Consider the following 13,851-nt stretch of genomic DNA (forward strand, 5'->3'; position numbering starts at 1 on the left):
CAATACGCTTGGGTTAGCGCCAAAAACCTTAAATTGTGTAGGTTGGGGAGCCACTGCGCCCTTGCGGTTTCCCGACTTGTTCGCGCAGCGTCTCCCCTTGGGAGAAGCAAGTGGCGTTTGAGGAACGTAGACGCCCGGAGGGCGGCTTCCCGGAGGGTAACCCAACATTTTCGGGGCTTTGTTGGGTTGCGCTTTGCTTAACCCAACCTAAAATTTTCCACAAAGCCAAGCGTATTGAATTAAAAGTGGTAAATCACCATTTACCAATCGTGACTATTAATTAAGAACAGCAACTGCTGGACGGCTACCAGCAGCGTGACGGTCAATCACTTGGTCAATCAAACCGTATTCTCTGGCTTCTTCTGGTGACATGAAAAAGTCACGTTCAGTATCCTCAGCAATCCGCTCAATTGGTTGACCTGTATGTTCAGCTAAATAGTCATTTAGCCGCCGCTTGTGGTATAGAATCTCCCGCGCCTGAATTTCAATATCAGTCGCCTGTCCTTGAGCGCCGCCTAGAGGTTGATGAATCATAATCCGAGAATGAGGTAGACTCATCCGCTTACCCTTAGTACCTGCGCTGAGGAGGAAAGCGCCCATACTCGCCGCTAATCCGGTACAAATTGTACAGACATCAGGGCGAATGTGTTTCATAGTGTCAAAAATGCCCATACCAGCCGTCACCGAACCACCGGGAGAATTGATGTACATATAAATGTCTTTCTCCGAGTCTTCGGCATCCAAATACAGCAGTTGGGCAACAATCAAGTTAGCAATGTTGTTGTCAACTTGTTGTCCCAAAAAGATGATGCGCTCACGCAACAGCCGTGAGTAGATGTCAAAGGCGCGTTCGCCTCGACCCGATTGTTCAATAACGATAGGAATCATGGAAGCGTGTTTGTGGCTACTTTAAATACATTTTATCGGTGACAGCACTAAACTGGGGTTTATCTCTACTGTTCCCAAGCAGATAAATCAAACCTTTCTCGTTTTCTTTTGCCCAAAAAGAGTACAAAAGATGATTTTGCAATAATTTTAATTCCCTATGGCACTTTTTAACCGCAAAAGGTGTCTAAGAAAATATCCCATGAAGAACAAATCAAAAACTCCAATCATCGCCAACCTCGTATCTCGGCATTTGCTGGACAACTTTGGCGATGTGGTGATTAAACTGATAACCGAAATTCAATTAGCTTTAGGAATTATGTTAATCATGTAACAATTTAAACATTTTTTTAGGATTTACCTCGGCAAATATCAAATTATTTTTGTTACATTCAGTAAGTCGATAAAACTCAATGTATTCAGAATAACTAGTCATATTGGAAATGCTATCCATCCAGAGAGACGTGCCATGTTGGAAAAACTTGTACAAGCCGCCATCATCACCTTCTTGCTCCACCTGATAGCAGGACTTAGCCCAAATACTTTAATTCAGTCAAAGACAGCATCACCTGTGCAAGAAACGCCACCAAATATTGTTAGCTTGCTATTGCGATCTTTTCAGTAAGAATTTTTCACAAATTGCATAGGTCTTACCCAAGGGATAATTCGCTCGTAGGATTTGTTGCTTATCTACATAGCCGTCTAGGCTAAGACTCTTGAGAAGAGGATAGACTGAGCAAGGAAGGCAACTACTTGCATTTAATCATGACTAATCGCCTTGCTGAAGCTAAGAGCCTCTATCTCCGCAAACACGCTGAAAACCCGATTGATTGGTGGTCTTGGTGTGATGAAGCACTTGCAACTGCAAGGGCGCAAAATAAACCGATTTTTCTCTCCATTGGCTACTCTAGTTGCCACTGGTGTACTGTCATGGAAGGCGAGGCTTTTTCTGATATTGCGATCGCCCACTACATGAATGCTAATTATCTTCCCATCAAAGTAGACAGGGAAGAAAGACCTGACCTCGATAGCATCTACATGCAAGCGTTGCAGATGATGAGTGGTCAAGGGGGTTGGCCTTTAAACGTATTTCTTTCCCCAGAAGATTTAGTGCCGTTTTACGCTGGTACTTATTTCCCTGTAGACCCGCGCTATGGTCGTCCTGGATTTTTGCAGGTGTTGCAAGCAATTCGCCGTTATTACGATACAGAAAAAGCAGAATTACAGCAACGCAAAGCTTTAATTATTGAGTCGCTGCATACGTCTGCGGTGTTGCAAGATGGTACAACAGATGAGCTTGAAGACCGTGAATTACTCCGCCAAGGTTGGGAAACCAGCACAGGTATAATTACTCCTAGTCAATCTGGTAATAGCTTTCCGATGATTCCCTATGCAGAATTAGCACTGCGGGGAACTCGATTTAATTTTGAATCTCGCTATGATGGCAAGCAAGTTTGTACTCAACGGGGATTAGACTTAGCGCTGGGAGGCATTTACGACCATGTAGGCGGTGGCTTTCATCGCTATACTGTTGACGCTACTTGGACAGTACCCCACTTTGAAAAAATGCTCTACGACAATGGACAGATTGTGGAGTATCTAGCTTCTTTATGGAGTGCAGGAGTAGAAGAAGCAGCCTTTGAGAGAGCGGTTGCTGGTACTGTACAATGGCTGAAGCGGGAAATGACCGCGCCTGAAGGTTACTTCTATGCTGCTCAAGATGCCGACAGCTTCATTGAACCCACGGCAGTAGAACCAGAAGAAGGAGCCTTTTACGTCTGGAGTTACAACGAGCTTCAACAATTGTTAACTCCTGAAGAACTAAAGGAATTAGAACAATTTTCTGTGACACCTAACGGCAACTTTGAAGGACGTAATGTTTTACAAAGGCGCTATTCTGGGCAACTGAGTGCAACGGTAGAAACGGCTCTGAGCAAGCTGTTTACCGCTCGTTATGGCGTTAGTTCTGAGTCTTTAGAAACTTTTCCCCCGGCTTGTAACAACCAGGAAGCAAAAACCACTAACTGGCCAGGTCGCATTCCCTCAGTGACAGATACGAAGATGATTGTTGCTTGGAATAGCTTGATGATTTCTGGGCTAGCTAGGGCTGCTGGGGTTTTCCAAGAACCGTTATATCTGGACTTAGCAGCACGAGCAGCGAATTTTATCTGGGAAAATCAGTTTGTAGATGGGCGTTTTCAGCGACTCAACTATCAAGGAGAACCAACCGTTTTAGCGCAGTCTGAAGATTACGCCTTTTTTATTAAAGCTCTCCTGGATTTACAAGCTTCCAACCCTGAGCATAAGCAATGGCTAGAAAAAGCGATCGCTATCCAAGATGAATTCAACGAATTTCTTTGGAGTGTAGAGTTAGGTGGTTACTATAACACATCAAGTGATTCTAGTCAAGATTTAATTGTAAGAGAGCGCAGTTATGCTGATAATGCTACACCATCAGCTAATGGAATTGCGATCGCTAACCTTGTTCGTCTCGCTCTACTCACTGATAATCTAGATTATTTGGATTTAGCGGAACTTGGTTTGAAAGCTTTTAGGAGTGTAATGCATCGCGCTCCCCAAGCAAGTCCTAGTTTATTTACAGCGTTGGATTGGTATCGTAATTCTACCTTGATTCGCAGCACCACTAAGCAAATAAACTCTCTGATCCCCAAGTTTTTACCAACGGCTGTGTTTGCCATAACATCTGATTTACCAGAGGGAAGTGTTGGGTTAGTTTGCCAAGGTTTGAAATGTCTTGCACCAGCAGAAAGTGTAGAGCATTTATTGCAGCAAGTCCAGAAAAGTCAGGTGAGGGCGTGAAATAGTTTTATTTCTCCCAACTAGAATGTTACCAGCAGGTCATCCAGTCCCGATCGCAACTTTCTGCGCGGTTGCTCATTTTACCCCGTATAGTGATGATGCCTAAACAGACCAAGGATTAACCATTAGAACCCCTGTCCCAGCAAAATCTTTTTCGTTACGGGTAACAAGTGATAAATAGTTATGAATTGCAATCGCTGCAATAAGAGAATCCATGAGAGGTAGAGGTCGCCCATTCTGTTCTAGTTGCCCAACTAAATTTCCCCACAACAACATTGTTGAGAAATCTATATTTAAGATTCTTTGTTGAAAGCGATTGGGCAGGGTTTCATTCACCCAAGTTGTTAGAGATTCTTTCCGCTTAGATGCAGTAATTTTGCTGATACCTTTAGCAATTTCGCCAATTGTGATGACGCTAAGGTAAAGTTTTTCTGGCACTTGGGCATCTAGCCAATCTAAAACTTGTTGATTTGGTTGTTTGGCAACAAGTTCGGAAATCAGGCAGGTATCAAGGAGATAAGTCATGGAGTGAAGGCATTGCGGGGAAGGGTGCGATCTCGACTAAGGTCAAGTTCTTCGGTGAGTTCAGCCAGGGGGGATTGACGGAAAAACTCTGAGATTTTGCTTGGTTGATCTAGGTGGGTGTTATGTATAGTCAGGCTTTGGGCAAGGAGTTGGATGATGTACAGTTTATCGTTGGGGGAAAGCTGAAGGAGTTGTTGTTCGAGTTCTTGGATAGCCATGATCGGGTTTAAGTAGAAGATAAATTTATTCTACTTTCAACGTCAGAGGTTAATTTAGTTTGACTCGTTTTTTACCCTCTATTTTTTTGACGAATGACTATTAACTCATGTAGCAAATTAACCGCCATTGTATTAGCAGGCGGTAAGAGTTCTCGGATGGGTCAGGATAAAGCCTTGATTCCCATTCAAGGAGTGCCGTTGTTACAGCGAGTTTGTAGCATTGCTCAAAGCTGTGCCAATACTGTTTATGTAGTAACTCCCTGGCCAGAACGCTATCAAGATTTGCTTTTGCCTGGTTGTCAGTTTATTCGGGAAGTACCTTTATCTGGAGAATCTCTCGCCCACGGGCCTCTAGTTGGGTTTGCCCAAGGACTAGCCGAAGTGCAAACAGAATGGGTGCTGTTGCTAGCTTGCGATTTGCCGAGGTTGCGGGTTGAGGTGTTGCAAGATTGGGTAACTAGACTTGATAGCGTGGGCGATAATGCGATCGCAGCTTTAGCTAATCATCCTAAAGGTTGGGAACCTCTATGTGGTTTCTATCGCCGTCGCTGTTTGCCACAACTTTTAGAGTTTATCAACCAAGGGGGGCGATCGTTTCAGCAGTGGCTTCGGCAATATCCTGTAGAAGTTTTGCCCTTAGCAGAATCAGAAATGCTGTTTAACTGTAATACACCAGAAGACTTGGCTTTAAGTTAACATTAGTCTCCAACAGAGGCGCACGTTAAAAATTTAATTGCGAATTGCGTTAGCGTAGCGGAGCGTTCGCTTTTAGCGTCTCCAAGAGTTGCCCATTGCGAATTGCGAATTGGTTTCATTTTTGCGTGCCAATACCATCGCACAAGTGCCTGTCACTCTCGCTAACATTTGCATTAGGATTATTTTGTAAATAATTCCGCACCCAATCACAACTGCTCCCCATTAAAGAATCTAACTCAAAATCTGGAAGATTCCAGAGTTTGATCGTGTTGTCAACACTGCCAGAAGCCAATGTCTTGCCGTCGGGGCTAAAACTGACGCTCATGACATAGCTATCATGCCCCTTGAGGGTGCGGATTTCCTTTCCTGTCTCTAGATTCCAGAGTTTGATCGTCTTGTCCCAACTGCCAGAAGCCAATGTCTTGCCGTCGGGGCTAAAACTGACGCTATAGACATAGCCATCATGCCCCTTGAGGGTGCGGATTTCCTTTCCTGTCTCTAGATTCCAGAGTTTGATCGTCTTGTCCGAACTGCCAGAAGCCAATGTCTTACCGTCGGGGCTAAAACTGACGCTTGTGACACCGTCATTATGCCCGGTGAGGGTGCGGATTTCCTTTCCTGTCTCTAGATTCCAGAGTTTGATCGTCTTGTCCGAACTGCCAGAAGCCAATGTCTTACCGTCGGGGCTAAAACTGACGCTATAGACATAGTTATTATGCCCGGTGAGGGTGCGGATTTCCTTTCCTGTCTCTAGATTCCAGAGTTTGATCGTCTTGTCCCAACTGCCAGAAGCCAATTTCTTGCCGTCGGGGCTAAAACTGACGCTATAGACAACAACGTTATTATGCCCGGTGAGGGTGCGGATTTGCTTTCCTGTCTCTGGATTCCAGAGTTTGATCGTGGTGTCCGAACTGCCAGAAGCCAATATCTTGCCATCGGGGCTAAAACTGACGCTATAGACAACGTTATTATGTCCCTTGAGGGTGCGGATTTCGTTTCCTGTCTCTAGATTCCAGAGTTTGCTCGTGCTGTCATAACTGCCAGAAGCCAATGTCTTGCCGTCGGGGCTGAAACTGACGCTTGTGACAATCCTATAATCTCCGTTGAGGGTGCGGATTTCCTTTCCTGTCTCTAGATTCCAGAGTTTGATCGTCTTGTCCCAACTGCCAGAAGCCAATGTCTTGCCGTCGGGGCTAAAACTGACGCTCATGACATAGCTATCATGCCCCTTGAGGATGCGGATTTGCTTTCCTGTCTCTAGATTCCAGAGTTTGATCTTGCTGAAATAATTGCCAGAAGCCAATGTCTTACCGTCGGGGCTAAAACTGACGCTTGTGACAGAGCTAAACTCATTATACTCGGTGAAGGTGCGGATTTCCTTTCCTGTCTCTAGATTCCAGAGTTTGATCGTGCTGTCAGAACTGCCAGAAGCCAATGTCTTGCCGTCGGGGCTAAAACTGACGCTATAGACACGCCCATTATGCCCGGTGAGGGTGCGGATTTGCTTTCCTGTCTCTAGATTCCAGAGTTTGATCGTCTTGTCCGAACTGCCAGAAGCCAATGTCTTACCGTCGGGGCTAAAACTGACGCTATCGACACCGTCATTATGCCCCTTGAGGGTGCGGATTTGCTTTCCTGTCTCTAGATTCCAGAGTTTGATCGTCTTGTCCCAACTGCCAGAAGCCAATGTCTTACCGTCGGGGCTAAAACTGACGCTATCGACACCGTAATTATGCCCGGTGAGGGTGCGGATTTGTTTTCCTGTCTCTAGATTCCAGAGTTTGATCGTCTTGTCAACACTGCCAGAAGCCAATGTCTTACCGTCGGGACTAAAACTGACGCTATAGACACGCCCATTATGCCCGGTGAGGGTGCGGATTTGCTTTCCTGTCTCTAGATTCCAGAGTTTGATCGTCTTGTCCCAACTGCCAGAAGCCAATTTCTTGCCGTCGGGGCTAAAACTGACGCTATAGACATAGTTCTTATGTCCCTTGAGGGTGCGGTTGCGTTCTCCTCCTAAACTTACCTGCAAGGCATTCATTACCTCTGGGTTAGTTGTATGTTGGCTTTGCAGAATTTTTCCCGCCTTGATTGCTTGGACAAAAGCCTCTAATTGTTTATGTTCATTAAATAGAGACAAAGAATATCGACCAAGAGATTCGGCTTGATTGAGTTCCGATTGGTTTTTCTGATTCGATGCCGTCAAACTCAATCCACCGCTAATTACCATCGCCACCAAAGAACCAGCCGCAATCCCCCAGGCGGTTCTGATTTTGCGCTTTCTGCGAGCTGCTTCGGCTTGTGTGTTGCGATTACGTTCTTGGATACTCTGTTCAATAAATTCTTGCTCATCAATTAAGTTTTCTGGTTCTTGTGTGTTGCGATCGCCCACCTGAGCGCCCTTAACTTCTCCTTGAAACACTGTATTATATTTACCTGCTGCTGACTCTTCAGGTTTTAACTGTTTCAGCAACTCCTGCGCTAACTTAATAATTTCTGCATCTTTATCAGCACCAGCTTCCGCTAATTTCTTTTTAAGTGGTGCTTCATAGGTTTCAGGATCTGTTTCGTGTTCTTCCAGAACCATTTCTGCTTTTGGTTCACTTTCAAATCTCTTCTTAATCAAGGTTTTTAACCCCTGATAGGCATCTTTAACAGCTGTTCCTGCGGTATCTTTAGTAGCAGCGATCGCACCAGCACCTAAAGCCGCAATAATCATAGAAACAGGTTCCATAGTTAATCCTCAATAATTTGTAGTTGACAACATGAATTTGACAATCAGTAAACCAAAAAGTTTTTTAGAAGTCTTACGATGTGGATATTTAGTATCTGCTGTTTACCGAGTACGACAAAATTTGCGATCGTTATCACTCTCAGGATATTGCCAAGAATAGGCAAAATGGCTAACTCCCTTCAGTTGGGGGGCGTATTTGCGAAGTGCCTGCATTTGCCCTTCTAGGGATGGACGATTACTAACGGATTCTCCCCATTTGCCTGCTAAAGCAGGGATTATCTGCGTACCCGGTTTTGCCATACTCAAAACTCGTTGCACTTGTGTCACAATACAACTGGCATTACCGCAATTCCCATAAGCCATAGGATGCCACTGCAATGTAGTGGGGAACCGATCCCAAGGTTGCAAACGGGAATCATACCCTTGTCCTACAGTTTGGTTGCCGTCAGGGAAAAACACCACTCCTGTGGGAATATTTTGCTGTTTTGCTGGATAACTGGCTATGGTGACAAAATCTAAAATTCCTTGCATGGCGTGGGCAACGGCAAGCTGCCACAATTCCCATTGTAAAAGCGGTTGTCTATCGGTTGCAGACAGGATTGACTTTTGCGCTGATCGGGGAATGCGTCCTTGCCACAGGGGTTCGCCTTCTTGGGGATAAAGGTTATCAACTTCTGCTATATCTCCGGCGCCGACGAATCCCTTACTCAAAAAGCGCCGAATCAAGTCCAGCCCTTTGTAATTTAGTGCCCGTTTAAATAAAGCTTCTTGAATTGCAGGACTAAATAGCCATAAATCTGAAACTTTGGTGGCGATGGAATCACTTCCTGCTTGTCGGGGATAGCGCACATAGTCTAATAGCAAGCCATCTGGGCGACGGCGCAAAACTTCTTTTACTAATTGGTAGTAGTCGCGTTTTGCTTGCAAGTTGTAGGGGTCGATAAATACTTGAGAGCCGTTATCTACTACATATAGGCTCGTTTGACCTTTGCCATTACGAGCGATCGCACTTTCTCTATCTCGGCGCTGGGCGTAAGTATAGCCGAAATTGGTCGTAAACATCCAAGCGTAAACCTTTAAACCGCGTTGCCGACCTTTTTTAATTGCTGTGGCGAGTAAATCGGCGTTTTTTGCTCCTGGGGTGCGAATTACAGAAGGCCAAACCGTCGGGTTAGCTTTTGCTGGCAATAATGCCTGCCCGTCGTAAAATACTTCTAAATAAACTTGGTTGTAGCCACGGTTGACAATCCGATCCATAATCTGGTCAATTATTCCTGGCTGAATGTCACAGGGATACAAGCGCAACCAAATGGCTTGGATTTGCGGCCAAGTCCGCGTGCGGCACTCGTGTAATTCCTGTGCCTGTTCTTGTAGCATGTTTTGATAGCGGGTTTGGGCATCTGGTTTGCCTTTGAGGGCTGACAAACGTAAATTTTCTTTTTCTTGTGCCGCCGTTGATGATAATTGACAATACTGGGTTACTTGCGCCCTTGCTGGTTCGCTTCCCAAGCTGGGGAGCAACGAACTACTAGTGAAAACAATAGCGAATAGACGCCGCCAAAATAATGTTGATCTTGCAACGTTCAAGGGATGGTTAGACATATCTAGCAGTAGATGGACGCATTGAAGAAGAAGCAGGGGAGCAGGGAGCAAGGGGGATAGAACAGAATTGGGATTCGACCCCACCCTCACTTGAGCCACTGGTGGAGAAGTGGGGGACGTAAAAACATGTTCCGCTCTGCTCCACGGCTCGATGTTGGGGTCATTTCCCCCAGCTAAAAAGCCCCCTTCCCCCTGCCTCTTCGTTGACAGGGGTTTTTAAACCTATTTTTTTAAGACTACCAAAGGCTTGTTTGTGTTGCTGCATTTTTTGATAAATACATAAACACATATAGGGCAGTATAAAACATCTGAATACACAACTAAGCTTAGTCTGTTATTAAGTTGATTCTGCCTGTACCTTAGTTAGTGAAAATCTGCTTATACCATTCTTAACCCAAAAGGAATTTTAATATGCATCGTCGTTGGCTTTTATCTGCTTTAGCACTTTTGATGAGTATACTTTTAGCTGCTTGCACGACTGCAACCACTCAGCAGCCACAAACAAAAATCACAATCCCTACTGAGACGACAAACACAAATTCTCAGCAATTACCAAAAGGATCAGCAAAAAGAGTTATTGCTCTTTCTTCTCTTTCTGCTGACATTATCTCTCGACTCGATCAAACAAAAATTGTCGGAATCACTGGTAGTAAATTATTTAAGAATGACTCAAGATTTAAGGATATTCCCCGTGTTAGTGAAGGGCAAAGTCCGCCAAATTTAGAAAAAGTAGTAGCGCTAAAACCAGATTTAGTTATTGGTGCAGAAGGTTTTTCTAACATCCCAATTCAAAAACTTCAGCAGCTAGGAATTCCGACCTTTCTTACTAAGGTGAATAACTGGGAATCTTTAGAAGAACTTACTAAAACACTTGCTAAATCAATTGACGCTGATCCTCAGCCTTTGTTAAATCGTTACAAAACTTTCTTGCCAGAAAAGCCAACTCAGGGTTTTTCTACTCTAGCGCTGGTTAGTCGTCAACCAATTTTAGCGCCGAATAAAAATAGTTGGGCAGGGGATTTGCTGGCGAAATTCCAGGCGAAAAATATAGCAGCAGATTTACAAGGTAAAAGTCCAATTGGTGGCTATGTGACGCTTTCGGCTGAGAAGGTTTTAGAAGCCAATCCAGAGGTGATAATTTTGGTTAATCCCCCACAAGGTAATTCGGAAGCAGCGCTTTTAGATTCGCTGAAAAAGGAAGCTTTTTGGCAACAACTGCAAGCAACTAAAAATAACCGAGTCTATGTGTTTGATTATTATGGTCTGGTAAATCCAGGTAGTATAGATGCAATTGAAAAAACTTGTCAGCAGCTTAAGCAAGCGTTGTTTGTAGCGCAAGGTACTTAGCTCAATAATGGGAGAACCTCGCAGTCAATCAAGGATGCATTTAGTTTAGCTTTACCAACAACTCTAAAAACTATAGGACTCATATTTGATTTTTGAAAAAAACTCAGTACACCTTTATTCCTTCTTCCCAGTCCCCAGTCCCCAGTCTCTACGAGTAATTCAGGAATCAAATCGGATTGCTATAGCTATTTACAGTGTTGTTGAAGAAGAGATACAGCTAATTCAAAACTATTAGGTTGAGTTTGTACTGCATAGGCTTCTCTTTCTAAATCTTGTCGTTTGACATCGGTATAGCGTCTAAAAAATGGTCTAGCATAATTGCTTGGTTGAATGTCTAAGCCTAAAGTTTTTATTTTTCCTTTTCCGGCACATACCTGCGCTGCATGAACAGTTTCATGGATTAGTGTTTGAGTCCCAATATGTAACTCAAACACTACGGGATTAATCCAAATTTTTTTGTCAGCTTCTCTTAGTAACCCATAAGCTCCTCGCTTTGGTGGTAGTGCAATGATTACCTGAAACCCTTTTTTTTCTAATTTATTTTTTAAATCTAAAAATTTTGCTTCTGGATTGGGTATTTGAGAAAGCAACAGTAAGGAATTTAATATAAAAATTTTGCTCATTGCCTAATCCGCTCTAGGGCAGCTTTGGTTACTTCGTGTTGGTGACAACTGCCGATCGCTAAGACACTAAACACACCTTCCAACCCTGGCTCAACTACGGAGGTGTATTGAGGATTCGCTGCTCCCAATATTTGAATTATCCAACTGAATAGCACGCCTATTAAGGCACTGACAACAATACCAACGCCGACACCAGCATATACCCAAGAGTTGAGCCGGGATTGTTTAGCTTTTTGGAGCAAAGCTAGCACAATCCCAACAACAAGGGCAGCTTCTACTCCTTCTCGGAGTGTGATTACAAAAGTAGGTAGAGCAGTACTAAAATCCATCTTTTATCCTTTGTTTTTTGTCCTTTGTCCTCTCTTACAAAGTTCTGAGCGCCGGTTTCCGGCGCTCAGACTTTGCGCTTTGTCATTTGTCATTTGTCATTTGAATTTATTTTTGACTAATGACTAATGACTAAGGACTAATGACTATTAACTAAAATCGCGTAACATCTTTTTCAGTTCGAGATTATGCATCTCTTCTTGCCCAATCATACCGCGAGCGAATTCTTCCAGATAAATGCTGGCATTGGTGACAGTTTCGAGCAGATTTTTATACAGTTCCAATGCCTTTTTTTCATGAGATAAGCTTTCTGCCAAGATATCCTTGACTTTATGCTGATAGGTTTCTTCCATTTGGGCAATTTTCAGGGAGGGATGCCCATCTAAACCGGTGAGAATTTCTCCTACTTGTTGGGCATGAAGTAAAGATTCACTTGCCTGTGCTTTGAAAAAAGCCACGATTGGAATACGGTTAGGGCCAGTCACCATCAAAGAATAATGTGTATAGCGCACTACCCCTGCTAGTTCAAATTCCATGATGGCGTTCAGCAGATCAATGGTCTTTTTCTGATCAAGTTCTTGCATCAGTTGTTAGTTCAAGTAACGAATTTTCATGAGTTAGGAGTTGGAAGTTAGGAGTTAGGAGTGAGGAGTTGGAAGTTAGGAGTTAGTAGATCGGGATTCATAACTCCTAACTCTTAACTCATAATTCATAACTCCTAACTATTTTAAACTCCTTACCATCTGCTTCCCATTAAAACAAAATGTTATCGCTGTGCTTGGGTATTGGATTTGTCAACCACTTTTTGAGAGTTTTCCTCAATGGTTTTCACTAGCTTGGTAACATCACTAGGTGTTTTGACTGCTTTTGCTGGTGGGATGGCAGCAGGCCAAACTTTTATGAGTTCAGCGAAACTAGTATTGATCGCTTTGTCTGCTTCGGGATCTGCTTGAGCTACTTGACTAGAAATTCCTTTGTATAAATCATTGGCGTAAACCACAAAACCACGGGAGTCTTGATACTCAATTGGCGCGGTTATTTTATCATTTGCGATCGCAGCGCCATATTCTGAGTTAGCTGCATCTAGTAGTTCGTTAATTACCTGTAGCACAAATCCTGGTTTTGAGCGTCGATCTGCTGGCAAAGCTGCGATCGCGGCATCAACTGCTTGCACTGAAGAAGCAAAATTAGTTTTAACTTTGCTATCTTTCGGACTAGATTTCACTAAGTCTTGCAAACTTATCAATGTTGTCTTAAATTCTTTGACTTTGCGCTCATTTAGCTGGTCTTCTACATCAACGTAAATCTCCTCAACTGGATGTCCAATATGAGGTTCTGCCTGTTTCGGCTGATTCTGATCTAGAAGTTCTTGTGCTACTAAAAGATGCCCTTTCATTAAGCCTAATTTAGACATATAGTCAACATCTTTCGCCTCACCTGTGAGCACCACTTCTTGAACACCAACCTGGTCTTTAATTTGGTCGAACTGCTCTTGAGTAATTACTTTTTTAGTAACTAAATCTTCTGGGCTGCCATAGGGACGATTTGCCTGGATTTTGTTCGATAAAGCTGGAACACCTAGTTTAGCTTCAAACTTATCCAATTCTGACAATATAGCGCTATTAATGTTAATTTTTTCTTTGCCACCGTGGCCACTGTGACTGTTACTACTTACTGCCTCTGTAGCTGGAGTACTAGCAACTGGTGCTGATGGATTTTCTGCGGTTGGTGTACCACTACAGGAACTCAATGTAACTATTAAGGCTGCTGCTGCTGTTAAACACATATAACGAAGTTTTATCATTTCTGATCCTTGTACAACTAAAAAGGTATTCATTGAAATATTTCAAACTATTACTAGAAAGTAGTTTGTTTGACACATTGTCATAGATATTTACTGTCGCATATAATGAGATTTTTTATCAACTATTTATCTAAAAATTTAATGAATTAATTACGAATTACTAATAATATTGTCAGGACTTTTTAACAGAATTTTGAGAGTTGCTTTCAGCAAGTACTTCAAATTGACCCATGCAACCGTTTTCTGCGATCGCATCCTGATGGGGATGGA

13 protein-coding genes and 1 pseudogene are annotated in these 13,851 nt (G+C 43.4%); 5 read left to right on the top strand and 9 right to left on the bottom strand.

The window, feature by feature from the left end; genetic code table 11:
* Positions 1-276: 276 nt before the first annotated feature.
* Positions 277-888: an ATP-dependent Clp endopeptidase proteolytic subunit ClpP gene (gene clpP, locus LC574_RS05210; RefSeq protein ID WP_229451819.1), complete on the bottom strand. Its 612-nt coding sequence runs from the start codon at positions 886-888 to the stop codon at positions 277-279.
* A 199-nt stretch (positions 889-1,087) separates the two neighbouring features.
* On the opposite strand from clpP, the gene LC574_RS37790 reads away from it, so the two are divergent.
* From LC574_RS37790 to LC574_RS05220, 3 genes are all read left to right on the top strand, one after another.
* Complete coding sequence (locus LC574_RS37790; protein WP_267871421.1) at positions 1,088-1,219, top strand: hypothetical protein; 132 nt, start codon at positions 1,088-1,090, stop codon at positions 1,217-1,219.
* 135 nt (positions 1,220-1,354) lie between these two features.
* Entirely contained in the window at positions 1,355-1,510 is a 156-nt protein-coding gene (locus tag LC574_RS05215; RefSeq protein WP_196528580.1) for a hypothetical protein, read from the top strand.
* Positions 1,511-1,650: 140 nt separating this feature from the next.
* Positions 1,651-3,705, top strand: coding sequence for a thioredoxin domain-containing protein (locus tag LC574_RS05220; protein WP_229451820.1), 2,055 nt, complete (start codon positions 1,651-1,653; stop codon positions 3,703-3,705).
* Between the two features lie 102 nt (positions 3,706-3,807).
* On the opposite strand, the gene LC574_RS05225 is transcribed toward LC574_RS05220, so the two are convergent.
* Positions 3,808-4,230, bottom strand: coding sequence for a type II toxin-antitoxin system VapC family toxin (locus LC574_RS05225; RefSeq protein WP_229451821.1), 423 nt, complete (start codon positions 4,228-4,230; stop codon positions 3,808-3,810).
* Complete coding sequence (locus LC574_RS05230) at positions 4,227-4,448, bottom strand: hypothetical protein (RefSeq protein ID WP_229451822.1); 222 nt, start codon at positions 4,446-4,448, stop codon at positions 4,227-4,229. The genes LC574_RS05225 and LC574_RS05230 overlap by 4 nt, the downstream gene beginning before the upstream one ends.
* A 93-nt stretch (positions 4,449-4,541) precedes the next feature.
* Here LC574_RS05230 and LC574_RS05235 point away from each other — a divergent pair, with 93 nt between their 5' ends.
* A complete protein-coding gene (locus LC574_RS05235) occupies positions 4,542-5,144 on the top strand; it encodes a molybdenum cofactor guanylyltransferase (RefSeq protein WP_229451823.1) in 603 nt (200 codons plus the stop codon).
* Between the two features lie 115 nt (positions 5,145-5,259).
* Here the strand turns inward: LC574_RS05235 and LC574_RS05240 are convergent, their stop codons facing one another.
* A complete protein-coding gene (locus LC574_RS05240; protein ID WP_229451824.1) occupies positions 5,260-7,878 on the bottom strand; it encodes a WD40 repeat domain-containing protein in 2,619 nt (872 codons plus the stop codon).
* A gap of 102 nt (positions 7,879-7,980) precedes the next feature.
* Complete coding sequence (locus tag LC574_RS05245) at positions 7,981-9,480, bottom strand: family 10 glycosylhydrolase (RefSeq protein WP_229451825.1); 1,500 nt, start codon at positions 9,478-9,480, stop codon at positions 7,981-7,983.
* A gap of 411 nt (positions 9,481-9,891) precedes the next feature.
* Here LC574_RS05245 and LC574_RS05250 point away from each other — a divergent pair, with 411 nt between their 5' ends.
* Positions 9,892-10,827: an ABC transporter substrate-binding protein gene (locus tag LC574_RS05250; protein ID WP_229451826.1), complete on the top strand. Its 936-nt coding sequence runs from the start codon at positions 9,892-9,894 to the stop codon at positions 10,825-10,827.
* A gap of 185 nt (positions 10,828-11,012) precedes the next feature.
* Here LC574_RS05250 and LC574_RS05255 read toward each other — a convergent pair whose 3' ends face one another.
* From LC574_RS05255 to LC574_RS05270, 4 genes and pseudogenes are all read right to left on the bottom strand, one after another.
* Entirely contained in the window at positions 11,013-11,450 is a 438-nt protein-coding gene (locus LC574_RS05255) for a hypothetical protein (RefSeq protein ID WP_229451827.1), read from the bottom strand.
* 53 nt (positions 11,451-11,503) lie between these two features.
* A pseudogene (locus LC574_RS05260) lies at positions 11,504-11,779 on the bottom strand (FTR1 family protein); the annotation flags it as partial.
* 147 nt (positions 11,780-11,926) lie between these two features.
* Positions 11,927-12,361 (bottom strand): bacterioferritin, encoded by a 435-nt coding sequence (locus LC574_RS05265; RefSeq protein ID WP_229451828.1) that lies wholly within the window; start codon positions 12,359-12,361, stop codon positions 11,927-11,929.
* A gap of 182 nt (positions 12,362-12,543) precedes the next feature.
* Positions 12,544-13,581 (bottom strand): helix-hairpin-helix domain-containing protein, encoded by a 1,038-nt coding sequence (locus tag LC574_RS05270; RefSeq protein WP_229451829.1) that lies wholly within the window; start codon positions 13,579-13,581, stop codon positions 12,544-12,546.
* Positions 13,582-13,851: the final 270 nt, after the last annotated feature.

The organism is Nostoc sp. CHAB 5715 (assembly GCF_020829685.1).
In the GTDB taxonomy this organism is placed as follows: Bacteria; Cyanobacteriota; Cyanobacteriia; order Cyanobacteriales; family Nostocaceae; genus Nostoc.

What these genes read in the sequence shown, in the direction of transcription:
- clpP (WP_229451819.1), bottom strand. Translation starts at nt 888, where the DNA reads ATGATTCCTATCGTTATTGAACAATCGGGTCGAGGCGAACGCGCCTTT.
- LC574_RS37790 (WP_267871421.1), top strand. Translation starts at nt 1,088, where the DNA reads ATGAAGAACAAATCAAAAACTCCAATCATCGCCAACCTCGTATCTCGG.
- LC574_RS05215 (WP_196528580.1), top strand. Translation starts at nt 1,355, where the DNA reads ATGTTGGAAAAACTTGTACAAGCCGCCATCATCACCTTCTTGCTCCAC.
- LC574_RS05220 (WP_229451820.1), top strand. Translation starts at nt 1,651, where the DNA reads ATGACTAATCGCCTTGCTGAAGCTAAGAGCCTCTATCTCCGCAAACAC.
- LC574_RS05225 (WP_229451821.1), bottom strand. Translation starts at nt 4,230, where the DNA reads ATGACTTATCTCCTTGATACCTGCCTGATTTCCGAACTTGTTGCCAAA.
- LC574_RS05230 (WP_229451822.1), bottom strand. Translation starts at nt 4,448, where the DNA reads ATGGCTATCCAAGAACTCGAACAACAACTCCTTCAGCTTTCCCCCAAC.
- LC574_RS05235 (WP_229451823.1), top strand. Translation starts at nt 4,542, where the DNA reads ATGACTATTAACTCATGTAGCAAATTAACCGCCATTGTATTAGCAGGC.
- LC574_RS05240 (WP_229451824.1), bottom strand. Translation starts at nt 7,878, where the DNA reads ATGGAACCTGTTTCTATGATTATTGCGGCTTTAGGTGCTGGTGCGATC.
- LC574_RS05245 (WP_229451825.1), bottom strand. Translation starts at nt 9,480, where the DNA reads ATGTCTAACCATCCCTTGAACGTTGCAAGATCAACATTATTTTGGCGG.
- LC574_RS05250 (WP_229451826.1), top strand. Translation starts at nt 9,892, where the DNA reads ATGCATCGTCGTTGGCTTTTATCTGCTTTAGCACTTTTGATGAGTATA.
- LC574_RS05255 (WP_229451827.1), bottom strand. Translation starts at nt 11,450, where the DNA reads ATGAGCAAAATTTTTATATTAAATTCCTTACTGTTGCTTTCTCAAATA.
- LC574_RS05265 (WP_229451828.1), bottom strand. Translation starts at nt 12,361, where the DNA reads ATGCAAGAACTTGATCAGAAAAAGACCATTGATCTGCTGAACGCCATC.
- LC574_RS05270 (WP_229451829.1), bottom strand. Translation starts at nt 13,581, where the DNA reads ATGATAAAACTTCGTTATATGTGTTTAACAGCAGCAGCAGCCTTAATA.